Here is a 14,647-nt window from a genome sequence, read left to right as displayed (position 1 = left end):
CTAACACAATATTCCCTTACTTGACTATAGTAATCTATGGGGACTACGAAAAATTCCTGCATAAAAAAACGAGCCAATTCCTTTACGGAACCACTCGCCTCGCATCAGAAAAGCCTTAAAGGCTTTTCTTTTTCAATCCTCTTTTTTCCTGAAAACTAATCTTCTTTTAACCTCAAAAACGTGTACCTATTGTTATCCTTTTTACCTTCTATTAAAAACGTTCCTATTGAACTGAAACTTTAACCTTGATGTCTAATCTAATACCTTTATTTTTCTTTTACCTTATAAACTGATAGCAATTTCCCAATCGCGTTGCAAAGGTACAAATAATTTCCGTGCGCGCAAACGGGTTTATATTTAATAACATTTATTTCACCTGTAAGTCCTTTATATCATCCAGCGTAACGAACTTATTTACAATAGCATAAATAGTCAATCCGGCGGCACTGTGTATTTGCAATTTTTTGCTAATATTTCTCCGATGAGTAATGACTGTATGAATAGATAAAAACAGGGTTTCTGCTATTTCCTTATTCGTCATTCCTTTCACCACACAGATTACAATTTCTTTCTCCCGCTGGCTGAGCGTCTCCTGGCTGTCCGTTTCTTCTTCCTCAGAAACCATATTCAGCACCCCTGCAATCTTCCCGGAGATTATTTCTAAATCGTCAAAGATAGAAACAGCCTCATCGTATTTATCCAACAAGGAGGAGTCTACAAAAGATGTGACCAAAGCTATCACACGTATTCCCATACCGGATGTCTCCTCCCGAAATTTCCCCACATCAAAGTAATTGCCAAAAACAGGATTGACAATCAGTATATCAAGACATTGCGTACGGATGCAATCACGCAAATCCTCCACAGAAAGCAATTCAATGGGTTGCATCTTCACATTGGAAAGACGTTTCAAAGCGGCAGTCAGCCCGCCGCGAATAATCACCGAACTCTCTGCAACGGCTATTCGAACAACCTCGTTATTTTTCATTCTCTCCAACTCTCCTTTCCAAGTTTAGAATAGCAGGAACAAAAATATAATCTTCCACACGGCAATGCGACTCCAAAGCGGCTTCACAGGCGTAGATATCAAAAAGTGCTGCATTCAGCAGATTTTCATTGGCTTTAGCCGGACAATATTTGATAATGATATTCTTCAGTTCCGTCAACTTCTCTCCCACTTGGCCGTGGTGTTTGGAAAATGTGCTAATCTGATAATTCTTCGGTACACTTCCCGCAAGCAAAGCATCCACATACTTGAATACGGTTTTTTCTTCATAATCCATATGCCTGCGTACTTCGTACGTATATTCATCAAAAAATTTCAGAATAAGAAAAGCGACACTATCCTGCGAACAGTCGATAGCCTCAATCAGCTTACGCCGGATGGCAGGAAGAGAAAAACCAAGAAAATACCGATGTGCCCGATGCAAATAGTCTATCAACCCAGGAATGGAAATAGTGTCTTTATCGCCCTTGAGGCGGGAAAAGCCTTCTGCTATGAAATTGACTACAACTAAAAATGTCTGACAGTCTACGCCGTTCTGCTCACAAACTTCCTTTACCGTTTTGTCTCCGAATCCCAAAGATAGTCCGAAACAGCTCATTACCTGCAACAAAGAATAGTCATCACTGATAAGTTCAATCATCTTATCAGTCGCTTTATATTTCTGCAAATTATCCATTGATATCTTAATTATATTAGAGACCGCAAAGAAACGGAATATTTCACTTACATACAATCACCATTTGTAGGTATTTTGAATCTTTACAAAATCAGCATAGCCCTACAATAAAGAAACGGATAAAAGTATCACTACTTTCACCCGCTTCCCACTTAGCCTCAACTGATGACTAAGTATTACAATACCAATGAAAACTGAATATAAGAGTACTTTTTATTCATGTTTCAGCCATTCTGCCGGAAGAACACTCTTTTCACCTTTGTCATTTACCAATTCCATTTGCAGCACACCGCCGTTGCAATCGAAGTAACGCACTTCTATCGGATGTAACCCTGCTTTCAATGCTTTCTGTACGATAATCTCTACCGGAGAATGTTCACCATCGTTATCTCCGAGCAACTCACCGTCGAGTTTCAATGTACTGCCGTCGTCCGAGAGAAGGGCAAATGTATAAATACCATCGGCAGGAACCTCCAGGTAGCCGGTCAGTATTAGACCTATATTTCCTTTCACCTCTTCGGGGATAGATACGGACTCAACGACATACGTTCCCTTTACGGGAGCTACTTCTATATCCGAGCAGAGCTTTCCGCGAAAATCGTGCCACACAACTTTCAGTCCGCGCTGTAAGGAATCCGGAGCCATTGCCGCTTCCGCATAAGAGGCTTTGACATATTTTGTACGCACCATACCCGAAGGAGAGCCATCCTTGCGGAAGGTACGGAAAGCAAAATCTGTCGTCTCCTTTATTTTCAGACTGCCGTCATAGAGAGACGACTGGGCAGTAGGCATACTTCCATCCGTTGTATAGCGAATTCCAGTACCGGGCAATGGACAAATCAAATTCACTGTCGTTTCATCAACAAACGCATTTACTTTATAGAAACCCTGCAAATCAGGAATACGGTAATTCACCCCCATCACATCCATACGCTTGAATTGAGGTACAAGCTGACGATAAAACTCATCAAACTTCGGCTTGGCATCCGGCTCCGCCCAAGCTATTTCGCTCAATGCTATGATGCGGGGGACAATCATATATTCAATACGTTTCATGGTTGGAACCCATTCCGTCCAAAGATTCGCCTATACTCCCCAAATGTATTCCTTCTGCCGGGGCGACAAGCGTTCGTCTGCATACGGGTCAAAGGCCAGTATCTTCTTTACCGAGTTCCGGTCTTACTCATAATCGAAGTAAAAGTAATCGTTCGGGCAGGCAATCACTTTCTGCTGCTGCGCTGTTGCTGTGGGCAGTGCATCCTTTGCCCAACCTCTCCACCACGTGATGACAGCCTCCGAAGACAATCCGTCCTTCACCACTTCATCCCAGCCCACGAGTTTCTTTCCGTTAGCAAGGAAGAATTTCTCCATATCACGCACAAACCAGGCCTGAAGTTCTTCTACCGACCCCAATTTCTCCATACGGATACGTTTCTGACAATGGGGACATTTTTTCCAATTGTTCTTTTCCACTTCATCTCTGCCCATATGCACATATTCATAAGGGAAAAGCGCGAAAACTTCTTTAAAGACATTCCGGCAGAAGTCCAAAGTCTCATCTTTGCCCGGACAAATAGGAGAAGAGAATGTCTCGCCCCAACCAATCAGCCCGTCGCACGCCAAGTCAGGATACTGGCCGATAGCTGCCAAAAAATGTCCCGGCATATCAATCTCGGGTATCACATCAATCCCTCTCTGTGCAGCATAAGCCACTATTTCTTTTATATCATCGTGTGTGTAATAACCACCATACAACGTATCGCCTTCTGCAATCCGCATTTTATCTTCCGGAACAAGGAAATCCGTATTATCTTCTTTCGTTGCACGTTTCATGCAAGTACGGTCTTGTTGATTGAAGGGACGCCACGCTCCTTTTTCCGTCAGTTGCGGATATTTCTTAATCTCTATACGCCAACCCTGGTCGTCTGTGAGATGCCAGTGGAATTTATTCAGTTTGTACAGAGACATCAAATCCAATACGTGTTTCACTTCTTCTTTATTCCAAAAGTGGCGGGAAGCATCCAGCATGAATCCACGCCATTCAAAGCGGGGAGCATCTTCTATCTCTACAGCAGGTATGGAATAAACGCGCTTCACATCCTCTTTCTCCATCTCGGCGGGAAGTAATTGGCGAATCGTGGTGATAGCGGAAATAATGCCCGAATAATCACCGGCTTCCACCCGAATGAATTGCGGGGTAGACTGAAGTTTGTAAGCACCGGGCTTCCCATCGGCCTTTCCCAGTTGAAAATAGAGTTCTACCTGACTTTCATCAGCAGTGACTTCTACGGAAGACGATGCTACGTTTCGAAGAATTTCCTGCAAATAACCCACTGCCGGAAAAAGTGAGCGGTCGGAAACTCCGATCTTCATTCCGTCCTTAAAAACGAAAGTGCCCGGCTGCTCGGTCAGACTCACGGGAGTAGGCAAAATTACTACTTCTTGCTTGGCGACAGATGTGCAAGCAGAAAAGACACAAGCTGATATAATCAGTAAAGAGGTACTTAGTTGTTTGGACATGAGGTTAACTATTTAATAAATTAATTGTCCTGTTTTTATTGACCATCTATATATAATACAACTAAACCGGGCAAACTACTAAAAGGAAATAGACTTTTTTTTGTATCGTGCAGGCACTAATGGCTATAATTGATTAACTTTGAACCCAATTAGCAGAAAAAACATTCAAATGTCAAGAGAGCGTATTTTAATCAGAACCTCATGGATCAGCACCATCGGCAATGCCATCCTGTCCATATCCAAAATCACTATCGGCCTGTTAGCAGGAAGTTTGGCAGTATTAGGAGACGGTATTGACTCGGCAACGGATGTCATCATCTCGGTTGTTATGATTTTCACGGCGAGAGTCGTCAGCCGTCCACCTTCCAAGAAATATGTATTCGGATATGAAAAAGCAGAAAGTATCGCCACCAAGATTCTGTCACTTGTGATATTTTATGCCGGTATGCAAATATTACTGTCGTCCGTCACAAGCATCTTTTCGGATGAAGTGAAAGAAATTCCATCGGCCATTACTATTTATGTGACCCTATTCTCTATTGTCGGGAAGCTACTGTTAGCATCGTACCAATACAGACAGGGAAAGAAAATAGACAGTTCCATGCTAACGGCAAATGCGATAAATATGCGTAACGATGTCGTTTTGTCGGCCGGAGTTTTATTAGGACTGGTTTTCACTTTTGTATTCAAACTAACGATACTCGACCTGCTCACAGGATTGATAGTGAGCCTCTTTATTATCAGGTCGTCCATCGGTATTTTCCTTGATTCGAATGTGGAACTTATGGACGGAGTCAAGGACGTCAATGTATATAATAAAATATTCGCAGCAGTCGAGAAAGTGCCGGGAGCAAATAATCCGCATCGGGTCAGATCGAGAATGATAGGAAACCGGTACATAATCACGCTCGACATAGAGGTGAATCCACAGATAACGATTACACAGGCACATGAGATTGCCGGAGCAGTAGAGAAAAGCATCGAAAGTTCGATAGATAATGTCTACGACATCTTGGTACACGTGGAACCGGCAGGACAATGCCATCCGGATGAAAAATTCGGAGTAGACAAGGATATGGTCTGACAATATACGGAAAGTGGCAGCAGGCTACATACTGCCCGCCACCACTTAAACTAAAGTTATCAATAACTGATTTTCACTCCGGCAAAGAAACTTCTCGGCAACGAAGGGCCATAGATATACCCCGAATCACGGTCGGCTCCTTTATCAAAGTCATTCTGATAAGCGTTGAAGATATTCTGTATGCCGGCGTTTACTTGCAGATTTGCAGATTTATAGAGTTTGAAATCATAAGCAACCTTCAAAGCAATATCAAAAAAATCTTTTGTATTGACGGTAATCGGAGTTTCGAGAAAACCCGGAACAGGTTCGTGAGGAACCAGCATCGAACCGGTGTATGTGCCGGAAAGAGCAATAGACAAAGGCTTCACCGGAGTATAAGTCGCAGTAAAATAACCGTAAGTATTCGGCGTACGCATCATTTTCTTCACAGCCGGAGCATCTTCGTTCCAAATATGCGGTTCGCTGTAATGACTTTGCTGCAAGGTAACTCCTGCCTGAAGTTGAAATTTACTCAGATAAGCCATCTTTCCTTCCAATGTCAATCCCATCACACGTGCACCCGGCGCATTGTAGCGGATACGTTTCAGAATGCCGTTTACCGTTTCACCGTCGGTAAGTGCAAAGACATCCGACAGTTTAGTATAAAAGCCTTCGACAAGGAAATTCACCTGGAACGCACCCAAACGGTGATAAATATCCGCCGAAGCACTCAGGCTTTGCGACCTCTCTTCTTTCAAGTCATCGGCAAGTTCCACCATTGCTACATTACCACCCACATTCTCTACGTGCAAATCTTCATCAAAAGCCTGCGGGGCACGGAAACCGGAAGAGTAGCTCAGACGAAGGTTGATATTCTCTGTCGGGTTGTAACGCAAATTGGCACGCGGGCTGAAAATAAGATGGTCTATCAGATTATGCTTGTCAAAACGACCGCCAATCAGAAATCCCCAATGTTGGTTCTTCCATTCATTCTGTACAAACGCGCTACCGATGTTCACTTTCTGGTCTACAGTCCGATTATATCCCCACATATTATCTTTCAGTTTGTCCTGATTGAATTCTATTCCGGCAGTAAAGTCGGAAGGCATGAAGATACATCTGCCGAAGCTATAGACATATTGCGAGCCTGCCATCCAGTTGAGGTCGGTAGTATTGCCGTAAGCATTAGGGTCTTGTCCGCCACCGTAATAGCTGTCACGGTTGATGTGCTGTGCCGAAGCAAATACATTGAAACGGTGTTTCTCGTCAGGCGAGAAATAATCGAATTTCAGACCGCCGCCATTGATGGAATGCTCCGTCTGCTCCGCAACATTCGCTTCATGGGGCGGGCGATTCAACAAGTCTCCTCCCCTACGGAATTCCTCCATATGATGGTATTCGAAGGTCAGTTTGGAATAAGTGCCGGTTTTGAGATACGAACGGAAGCCTACGGTCTGTCCATGTATTTGGGGGATTTCAGAATATCCGTCCCCATCGTGGTCGTACGCGGAACGATGACGATTCTGTCCGAAGATATACAATCCCGCACGCTGGTCTTCCGTCACCAATGAAGCATTCAGCGAAGTGCTGTTGTCAAAAGCATCGCCGTCACCGATTCCCGTTATCGTGTGAGACAACATACCGGAGTTGCGGATAGGCTCTTTAGTAATGATATTGATGGTGCCTGCAATAGCAGAGGAACCGAACAAAGCCGAACCACCGCCACGCATCACTTCCACACGTTCTATCATGCTGGCGGGAATCTGCTCAATGCCATATACACCGGAAAGGGCACTGAAAATGGGACGTGAATCCAATAGGATTTGTGTATAAGGACCGTCCATACCATTGATACGTACTTGTTGGAAACCACAATTCTGACAATTGGATTCCACACGTACGCCGGGTTGAAAACTCAGTCCTTGCGCCAACGTCGTAGAATTGGTACTCTCAAATATCTTCAAATCCACTACATTGACCAGCGTAGGAGCCAGACGACGGGTGGTTTCATTTCGATTGGCAGACACTACAACGCCGTCCAAAGCCACTGCGTCCTCTTCTATTTCAAAATCTTCTTCCAAAGTAAGCCCTTTTTTCAATGTCACGTTGCGTCTCACAGTTTTATAACCGACAGCGCTTACTTCGAGTACGAAATCTCCTTCGGGAAGATTCTTCAAGAAGTAATGTCCGGTGGCATCGGTTACTGTTCCGATAGTGGTACCTTTCAAAGCCACTGTAATATAGGACAGATGTTCCTTTGTGTTTTTATCAAGGATATGACCGATGACGTTCGCATCCGATTTACGCAGTTCGGGATAATTGGAGTGTTCATATGCTTGTCCTCCCAAAGCAGGCAACAACGCACAGCACAAGAGAACAAGCGAAAAGATGTATTTCTTCATTTTTTCGTTTGTAATTCGTTAGTTATTAAGTTTGCACATAAAAAAGCAGACAATACTCCGCCTTCAACAAGGCAGAATATCACCCATAAAAATCAAATTGTGAAAAAACGAATTACAGGCGGAGCACGAAGCGCAGTCACTCCGTGATAAGGAGCGTTAAAGCGTGTATGTTGCGGACAACCAAGCAACAGACACAATAAAAAAGGAATGAAAAGGGAAAGAGCAAAAACAACAGCCGCACCATCTGCCGTCAGGTTAGACAAAGAATGGATATGTATCAGTTCGACTGTTGAGTGTTGATGTGCCGCCCCTTTCTTGAAGGGGTGCGAGTGAACGATTGTCACGCCATTGACCACGTGTACGTGGGTAAAGAACGTAAGGCTTACCAAATACGACACAAAGAGTACCGGTAAGAAATAGCGTGTTATATTCAAGAACAATCGTTTCACCTCATTCTTTCGTTAGGGGCGGCAAAGATACAAAGTTTTTCTTAACAATCAATGTTCGAACAGCATATTGTCAATATACCGCCGAAGCTATCACTTGTATAAAAAGAATCAGGAATACCATCGCAATCGGATAAACAGTTGCATAGGCCACACTGGGAATATTACTGTCTACCATCGAATCGGCGGCAGCCAAACCGGGAGTACTGGTCATACCACCAGTGATGGTTCCCAACAAATCAAGCAAACTGATTTTAAATACCATGCGTCCTACGATTGCTGCAACAAGCATCGGAACCAAAGTAATGGCAGCTCCTACTCCAAACATCAATAGTCCGCTCTCCTGGAAAGTGGCTACGAGATTCTTTCCGGCAGAAGTTCCTACTTCGGCAAGGAAAAGCAGCAGCCCTAATTGGCGCAACAATTGGTTGGCAGGTCCCGACATAGACCAAATGATAGGCCCTGTCTTACCGACAGCACTCAATATGAGAGCTACCATCAGGACGCCTCCGGTCAAACCTGGTGAAAATGACAGACTTTCGGAAAAAGAGATATTCAGCTTGCCGAACAACACTCCCAGCACAATACCCATTGCAATCGGGAAGAAATCTGTGTCTGACAATTTCTTCGCGTTATTGCCCAACAAACGGGCCACGCCTTTTATTCCTTCTTTCTCACCGACGACCATCAGTTTATCACCAAATTTCAAAGCCAAATCAGGAGACGGTGACAAATCGATACCGCTTCGACGAACGCGGGTTACTGTACAACCGAAGTTTTTCTGCAGATTCAAGTCGCCCAACTGTTTGTTTATCATATCCTTTTTGGTCAGCAGGAGAGATTCTATTTCCTGTGTCCGATCCAAAGGAAGCTCACCTTCTTCACGCTCGCCTACCAATACGGCAAGCTGATTCAGTGATTCCTCACTACCTACTGCCTGTATATAGTCACCTTCGTGCAAAATAGTATGAGCAGTCGGAATAGATATCTCGTCTTTATGCTTGAGACGGGAAATGACAGCTCCCGTCATGGCACGTGCATTAATCTGCATCAAGCTGCGATTGAATACATTTGCGTTTGTAATACGATAGATACAGGTAGTCAGTTCCGGAAATTGTCCGCGACGCTCTATCTCCAGGCGACGCGCTTCTTTCTCCAAATCCACCCGCATAATTTTAGGCAACAGCTTGACAAACAATATCACACCAATCACTCCAAACGGATATGCGATACCGTAAGCAATGGAAGCCAAAGGTGAATGGGTACTATCGATAGCAACTGCCAAACCGGGAGTACTGGTCAATGCTCCGGCAATCAGTCCTACAACACTGGGGGTGTCGATGTCAAACGCATACTTCAGCCCTACTGCCGTGAGACAAGCAGAACAAATGATAAGCATCGTAATAAGAATCAAGGTCTTTCCCTTACTGCGGAAAGAATCAAAGAACCCGGGTCCTGCCTGAATACCGATGGTAAAAATAAACAGTACCAAACCGAAATTTCCCAATTCTTTGGGAATAATGACACCAAAATGTCCGAAAAGAAGTGCGATAAAAATTACCGCAGACACATCGAGAGATAAGCCCTTAATCTTTATCCTTCCCAGCATAAATCCCAATGCGACAATCAGGAAGAGGGAAAAATAAGAGGAACGCAACAAGTCAGTAAACATAAAAATAAAGGTTAGTTAGTTTAAGGGGGCAAAGGTAAGGATTTTATTTCAATCCGCACAACATTACATCTTACAAGTAACCTATTCTATCCCTATCCTATAATTCCAAAGCAATATGAGACAATCCCAAAGAGAACTTTACCCACATAGACTTTTACACAAAAAAACAAGCCACCGGAATGAATCGCTCATCCCGATGGCCTATCCCCTTTTAAACACCTTTAAACAAAATGACAATATGTCTCATTTACAAACTAACTAACCCTCTTGAGACATTTTTGAAATTTCCAATCTTACTTACGAGCCTCCGCAATATATCTGAGAGCCTCTTCGCATTTAGCCGTTACATAAGCCCAGTCTTCTGCCGCCACTTTGTCTTTGGGGAATAACTTAGAGCCCATACCTACGCAGAATACACCGGCTTTAATCCAAGCCGTCAGGTTTTCTTTAGAAGGTTCCACTCCACCCGTTACCATCAGTTTGGACCACGGCATCGGTGCCATCAGGCCTTTTACGAAGTTGGTTCCGTACACATCGCCCGGGAATACTTTACAAAGATCGCAACCTACTTCCTGAGCAAAACCGACTTCGGATACAGAACCGCAACCCGGCGTATAAGCTACCGACCGGCGGTTGCATACCTTAGCGATTTCGGGGTTGAACAACGGGCCTACTACGAAGTTAGCACCCAATTGCAAGTATATGGCAGCAGTAGCCGGGTCAACGATAGAACCGATACCGATTGCCAGTTCCGGACATTCCTTAGCTGCAAACTTTACGATTTCCGCAAATACTTCCTGTGCGAAGTCTCCACGGTTGGTAAATTCAAAAGCACGAACACCACCGTCATAACAAGCCTTTACTACTTTTTTTGCAACTTCCACATCTTTGTGATAGAATACAGGAACCATTCCTGTGGAGCCGATTTTATTCAGTACGGCTATTTTATCAAATTTTGCCATTTTCTTATTTACTATCTGTTTTTTTAAAACTTCCAAATTATCTCTGTACGCGGCCACTTGCATCACCACCGGCCAATGCTTCCACTTCCTCTACGGAAACAAGATTGAAGTCACCATTGATGGTGTGTTTCAGTGCAGATGCAGCTACGGCAAATTCAAGCGCTTCACCCTGGTTGGGTTTAGTCAGCAAACCGTGGATAATACCACCGGAGAAGGAGTCACCACCACCTACACGGTCGATAATCGGGCTGATATCATAACGTTTGGAAGTATAGAATTCCTCGCCATTGTAAATCATAGCTTTCCAGCCGTTGTGAGTAGCAGAGAAAGATTCGCGCAATGTAGAAACCACATATTTGAATCCGAATTCCTTCATCATCTGCTGGAAGATGCCTTTGTAACCTTCGGCGTCAGTGTGACCTGCCTCAACGTCTGCATCCGGTTTGAAGCCCAAACAAAGTTCAGCGTCCTCTTCGTTGCCGATGCACACGTCGACGAACTGCATCAACGGTTTCATGATGGACTGTGCTTTTTCTTTCGTCCACAGTTTCTTACGGAAGTTCAAGTCGACAGAAACAGTCACTCCGTGACGTTTGGCAGCTTCGCAGGCCAGGCGGGTCAGTTCGGCAGCCTTGTCGGAAATGGCGGGAGTGATGCCCGACCAGTGGAACCAATCGGCACCTTCCATGATAGCATCGAAATCGAAGTCGGCAGCATCAGCTTCGGCGATAGCAGAGTGAGCACGGTCGTAGATAACCTTGCTGGGACGCATGGAAGCTCCGGTTTCGAGATAGTAGATACCAACACGGTCGCCACCACGAGCAATAAAATCAGTCTTAACGCCATATTTGCGCAGTGCGTTAACGGCAGACTGTCCGATTTCGTGTTTCGGCAATTTAGTTACGAAATAAGCGTCATGTCCGTAGTTGGCACAGCTTACAGCCACGTTCGCTTCTCCACCACCATATACTACATCAAAAGAATCGGATTGAACAAAACGAGTATTACCCGGAGTTGACAATCTAAGCATGATTTCGCCTAATGTAACGACTTTCTTTCCCATAATTTTATGTTTTAATTTCTAAATTATTAATATTATAGACTTACAATTTATCATTTCACATCCATTTTACAGTTAACGCACTGATAATATGCTTATTAAACCGCGAAATAAAAAGTACAACATATCTTTCGTGTGCGGGCACAAAGATACAACAATTTTCGTAATTACAAAAATTGTCATATATTTGTAGAATAAATATTAAGATTATTATTGTGTGCGAGCACACATACTTATTATAAAATAGGTCATTGTATGAACAAATTGCCTGAAAGAATCAGAATCAAAGACATCGCCCGCCTGGCGGATGTATCGGTGGGAACAGTAGACCGGGTTATTCACGGACGCAGCGGAGTGTCGGAAGCAAGTAAGAAACGCGTGGAAGAAATCCTGAAGCAGCTCGACTACCAACCCAATATGTATGCCAGTGCCCTGGCTTCCAATAAGAAATATACGTTTATATGCCTGCTTCCCAAGCATCTGAAAGGCGAATACTGGACAGCCATAGAACAGGGTATCCACGACGCCATCGCCGCCTATTCGGATTTCAACACCTCGGTAAAAATCAACTATTACGATCCATACGACTATCATTCGTTTGTCAACGCAAGCGAAGCAATCTTAGAACTTCACCCTGACGGGGTGATGGTAGCCCCCACCGCTCCTCAATATACAAAGGGATTTACAGACCGGCTGCAAGCATTGGATATACCTTGTATATATATAGACTCCAACATCAAAGATGTGCCTCCCCTCGCCTTCTTCGGACAGAACCCGCATCAGAGCGGCTACTTTGCCGCACGGATGACTATGTTGCTGGCACGTGACGAGAAAGAGATTGTTATTTTCCGTAAAATACACGAAGGAATCGTAGGTTCCAATCAGCAGGAGAACAGAGAAATCGGTTTCAGGCAGTACATGAAAGAACATCATCCGTCTTGTAATATACTGGAGCTTGACTTGCACGCCGAACGCAACGACGAAGACAACAAGATGCTTGACGAATTTTTCCGCACCCACCCGACAGTGAGAAACGGAATCACCTTCAACTCGAAAGTCTACATCGTGGGCGAATATCTGCAAAGTCAGGGAAAGAAAGACTTCAACCTGATAGGCTACGACCTTTTGGAACGGAATGTCGCTTGTCTGAAAGAAGGTTCTGTCTCTTTCCTCATTGCCCAGCAACCGGAATTACAAGGCGCCAACGGTATAAAGGCTCTCTGCGACCATCTCATCTTCAAGAAAGAGGTGACTTGCATCAACTATATGCCCATCGACTTGTTGACGGTAGAAACCATCGACTATTATCATAGCAAATAACAAGGAAATAGAACAAGTACATCGTATGGAAACAAAGTATTTAAGAATTAATCCTGCCGACAACGTTGCCGTTGCCATTGTCAGCCTCCCGGCAGGAGAGCATCTTTCGATAGAGGGCATTGAGATTACGCTGAACGAAAACATCCCCGCCGGACACAAATTCGCCTTGAAGAATTTCGCAGCAGGAGAAGATGTAATTAAGTACGGCTACCCCATCGGACACGCCACAACTGACAGGCAGCAAGGAGACTGGATGAATGAAACGAATATCAAGACCAACCTCGCCGGATTGTTGGAGTACACCTACAATCCGATTCAAGTCTCTTTGGATATTGCCCGCCAAGACCTTACGTTCAAAGGCTACCGTCGCAAAAACGGTGACGTGGGTGTAAGAAACGAGATATGGATTATCCCCACCGTAGGTTGCGTGAACGGTATTGTCAACCAGTTGGCCGAAAGGTTGCGCCGCGAGACCGAAGGCAAAGGCGTAGATGCCATCGTGGCTTTTCCGCACAACTACGGCTGCTCGCAACTTGGCGACGACCACGAAAACACGAAGAAGATTCTGCGCGACATGGTGCTCCATCCCAACGCGGGTGCAGTGCTTGTGGTAGGCTTGGGATGCGAGAATAACCAGCCGGATGTGTTCCGCGAATTCTTAGGCGCGTATGACGAAGACCGCGTGAAATTCATGGTAACTCAGAAAGTAGGCGACGAATACGAAGAAGGAATGGAAATCCTGCGCGGTTTGTATGCGCAAGCATCTCAGGACGAACGCACCGATGTTCCTTTGTCCGAATTGCGCGTGGGGCTGAAATGCGGCGGTTCCGACGGTTTCTCCGGTATTACGGCCAATCCTTTGCTAGGTATGTTCTCCGACTTTCTGATTGCACAAGGTGGTACAAGCGTACTGACCGAAGTGCCGGAAATGTTCGGTGCGGAGACCATCCTGATGAACCGTTGCGAAAACAGGGAATTGTTTGAGCAGACGGTGCATCTGATTAACGATTTCAAAGCGTACTTCCTTTCTCACGGAGAACCTGTGGGCGAAAACCCGTCTCCAGGAAACAAAGCCGGCGGTATCTCCACTTTAGAAGAAAAAGCATTGGGCTGCACACAGAAATGCGGAAAGAGCTACGTGTCGGGCGTGATGCCTTACGGCGAACGCCTGCAAAAGAAAGGGCTTAACCTGCTTTCGGCTCCGGGCAACGACTTAGTAGCAGCCACCACCCTTGCGGCGAGCGGATGCCATATGGTACTCTTCACTACCGGACGGGGAACACCATTCGGCACTTTCGTCCCGACCATGAAGATTTCCACCAACTCGACGTTGGCAAAGAACAAGCCGGGATGGATTGACTTCAACGCAGGTATCATCGTAGAAAACGAACCGATGGAGAAAACTTGCGAACGCTTCATTGAGTACATCCTCAGAGTGGCAAGCGGCGAGTTTGTCAACAACGAAAAGAAAGGCTATCGCGAAATTGCCATATTCAAGACGGGAGTAACCCTATAAATTA

At 44.9% G+C, this 14,647-nt stretch carries 10 protein-coding genes and 1 pseudogene; 3 read left to right on the top strand and 8 right to left on the bottom strand.

The window, feature by feature from the left end; genetic code table 11:
- Positions 1-367: 367 nt before the first annotated feature.
- From QZ331_RS07935 to QZ331_RS07925, 3 genes and pseudogenes are all read right to left on the bottom strand, one after another.
- On the bottom strand, positions 368-988 hold the full coding sequence (locus QZ331_RS07935; RefSeq protein WP_294629389.1) for a LuxR C-terminal-related transcriptional regulator: 621 nt from the start codon (positions 986-988) through the stop codon (positions 368-370).
- The gene (locus tag QZ331_RS07930; RefSeq protein WP_294629388.1) at positions 978-1,682 is read right to left on the bottom strand and encodes a hemerythrin domain-containing protein; all 705 of its coding nucleotides are present in this window, start codon (positions 1,680-1,682) and stop codon (positions 978-980) included. Before QZ331_RS07930 ends, QZ331_RS07935 begins: the two co-directional genes overlap by 11 nt.
- A 213-nt stretch (positions 1,683-1,895) precedes the next feature.
- Positions 1,896-4,202, bottom strand: a pseudogene (locus tag QZ331_RS07925) (family 20 glycosylhydrolase).
- A gap of 169 nt (positions 4,203-4,371) precedes the next feature.
- Here QZ331_RS07925 and QZ331_RS07920 point away from each other — a divergent pair.
- Complete coding sequence (locus tag QZ331_RS07920) at positions 4,372-5,286, top strand: cation diffusion facilitator family transporter (protein WP_294629387.1); 915 nt, start codon at positions 4,372-4,374, stop codon at positions 5,284-5,286.
- A gap of 59 nt (positions 5,287-5,345) precedes the next feature.
- Here the strand turns inward: QZ331_RS07920 and QZ331_RS07915 are convergent, their stop codons facing one another.
- The 5 genes from QZ331_RS07915 to QZ331_RS07895 form a co-directional block, all read right to left on the bottom strand.
- A complete protein-coding gene (locus tag QZ331_RS07915) occupies positions 5,346-7,667 on the bottom strand; it encodes a TonB-dependent receptor (protein WP_294629386.1) in 2,322 nt (773 codons plus the stop codon).
- A 92-nt stretch (positions 7,668-7,759) separates the two neighbouring features.
- Positions 7,760-8,116: a hypothetical protein gene (locus QZ331_RS07910; RefSeq protein WP_294629385.1), complete on the bottom strand. Its 357-nt coding sequence runs from the start codon at positions 8,114-8,116 to the stop codon at positions 7,760-7,762.
- 70 nt (positions 8,117-8,186) lie between these two features.
- Positions 8,187-9,785 (bottom strand): TrkA C-terminal domain-containing protein, encoded by a 1,599-nt coding sequence (locus QZ331_RS07905; RefSeq protein ID WP_294629384.1) that lies wholly within the window; start codon positions 9,783-9,785, stop codon positions 8,187-8,189.
- 293 nt (positions 9,786-10,078) lie between these two features.
- Positions 10,079-10,747, bottom strand: coding sequence for a bifunctional 4-hydroxy-2-oxoglutarate aldolase/2-dehydro-3-deoxy-phosphogluconate aldolase (locus tag QZ331_RS07900; RefSeq protein ID WP_294629383.1), 669 nt, complete (start codon positions 10,745-10,747; stop codon positions 10,079-10,081).
- A 37-nt stretch (positions 10,748-10,784) separates the two neighbouring features.
- Positions 10,785-11,810: a sugar kinase gene (locus QZ331_RS07895; RefSeq protein ID WP_294629382.1), complete on the bottom strand. Its 1,026-nt coding sequence runs from the start codon at positions 11,808-11,810 to the stop codon at positions 10,785-10,787.
- Between the two features lie 252 nt (positions 11,811-12,062).
- Here QZ331_RS07895 and QZ331_RS07890 point away from each other — a divergent pair, with 252 nt between their 5' ends.
- Positions 12,063-13,127 (top strand): LacI family DNA-binding transcriptional regulator, encoded by a 1,065-nt coding sequence (locus QZ331_RS07890; RefSeq protein ID WP_294629381.1) that lies wholly within the window; start codon positions 12,063-12,065, stop codon positions 13,125-13,127.
- 25 nt (positions 13,128-13,152) lie between these two features.
- A complete protein-coding gene (locus tag QZ331_RS07885) occupies positions 13,153-14,643 on the top strand; it encodes an altronate dehydratase family protein (RefSeq protein ID WP_294629380.1) in 1,491 nt (496 codons plus the stop codon).
- The last annotated feature ends 4 nt before the right edge of the window (positions 14,644-14,647 follow it).

This window comes from uncultured Bacteroides sp. (genome assembly GCF_910586915.1).
Classification (GTDB): Bacteria; Bacteroidota; Bacteroidia; order Bacteroidales; family Bacteroidaceae; genus Bacteroides.
Note: the sequence above shows the minus strand (reverse complement) of the source record. Positions and strands in the feature narration are given on the sequence as shown.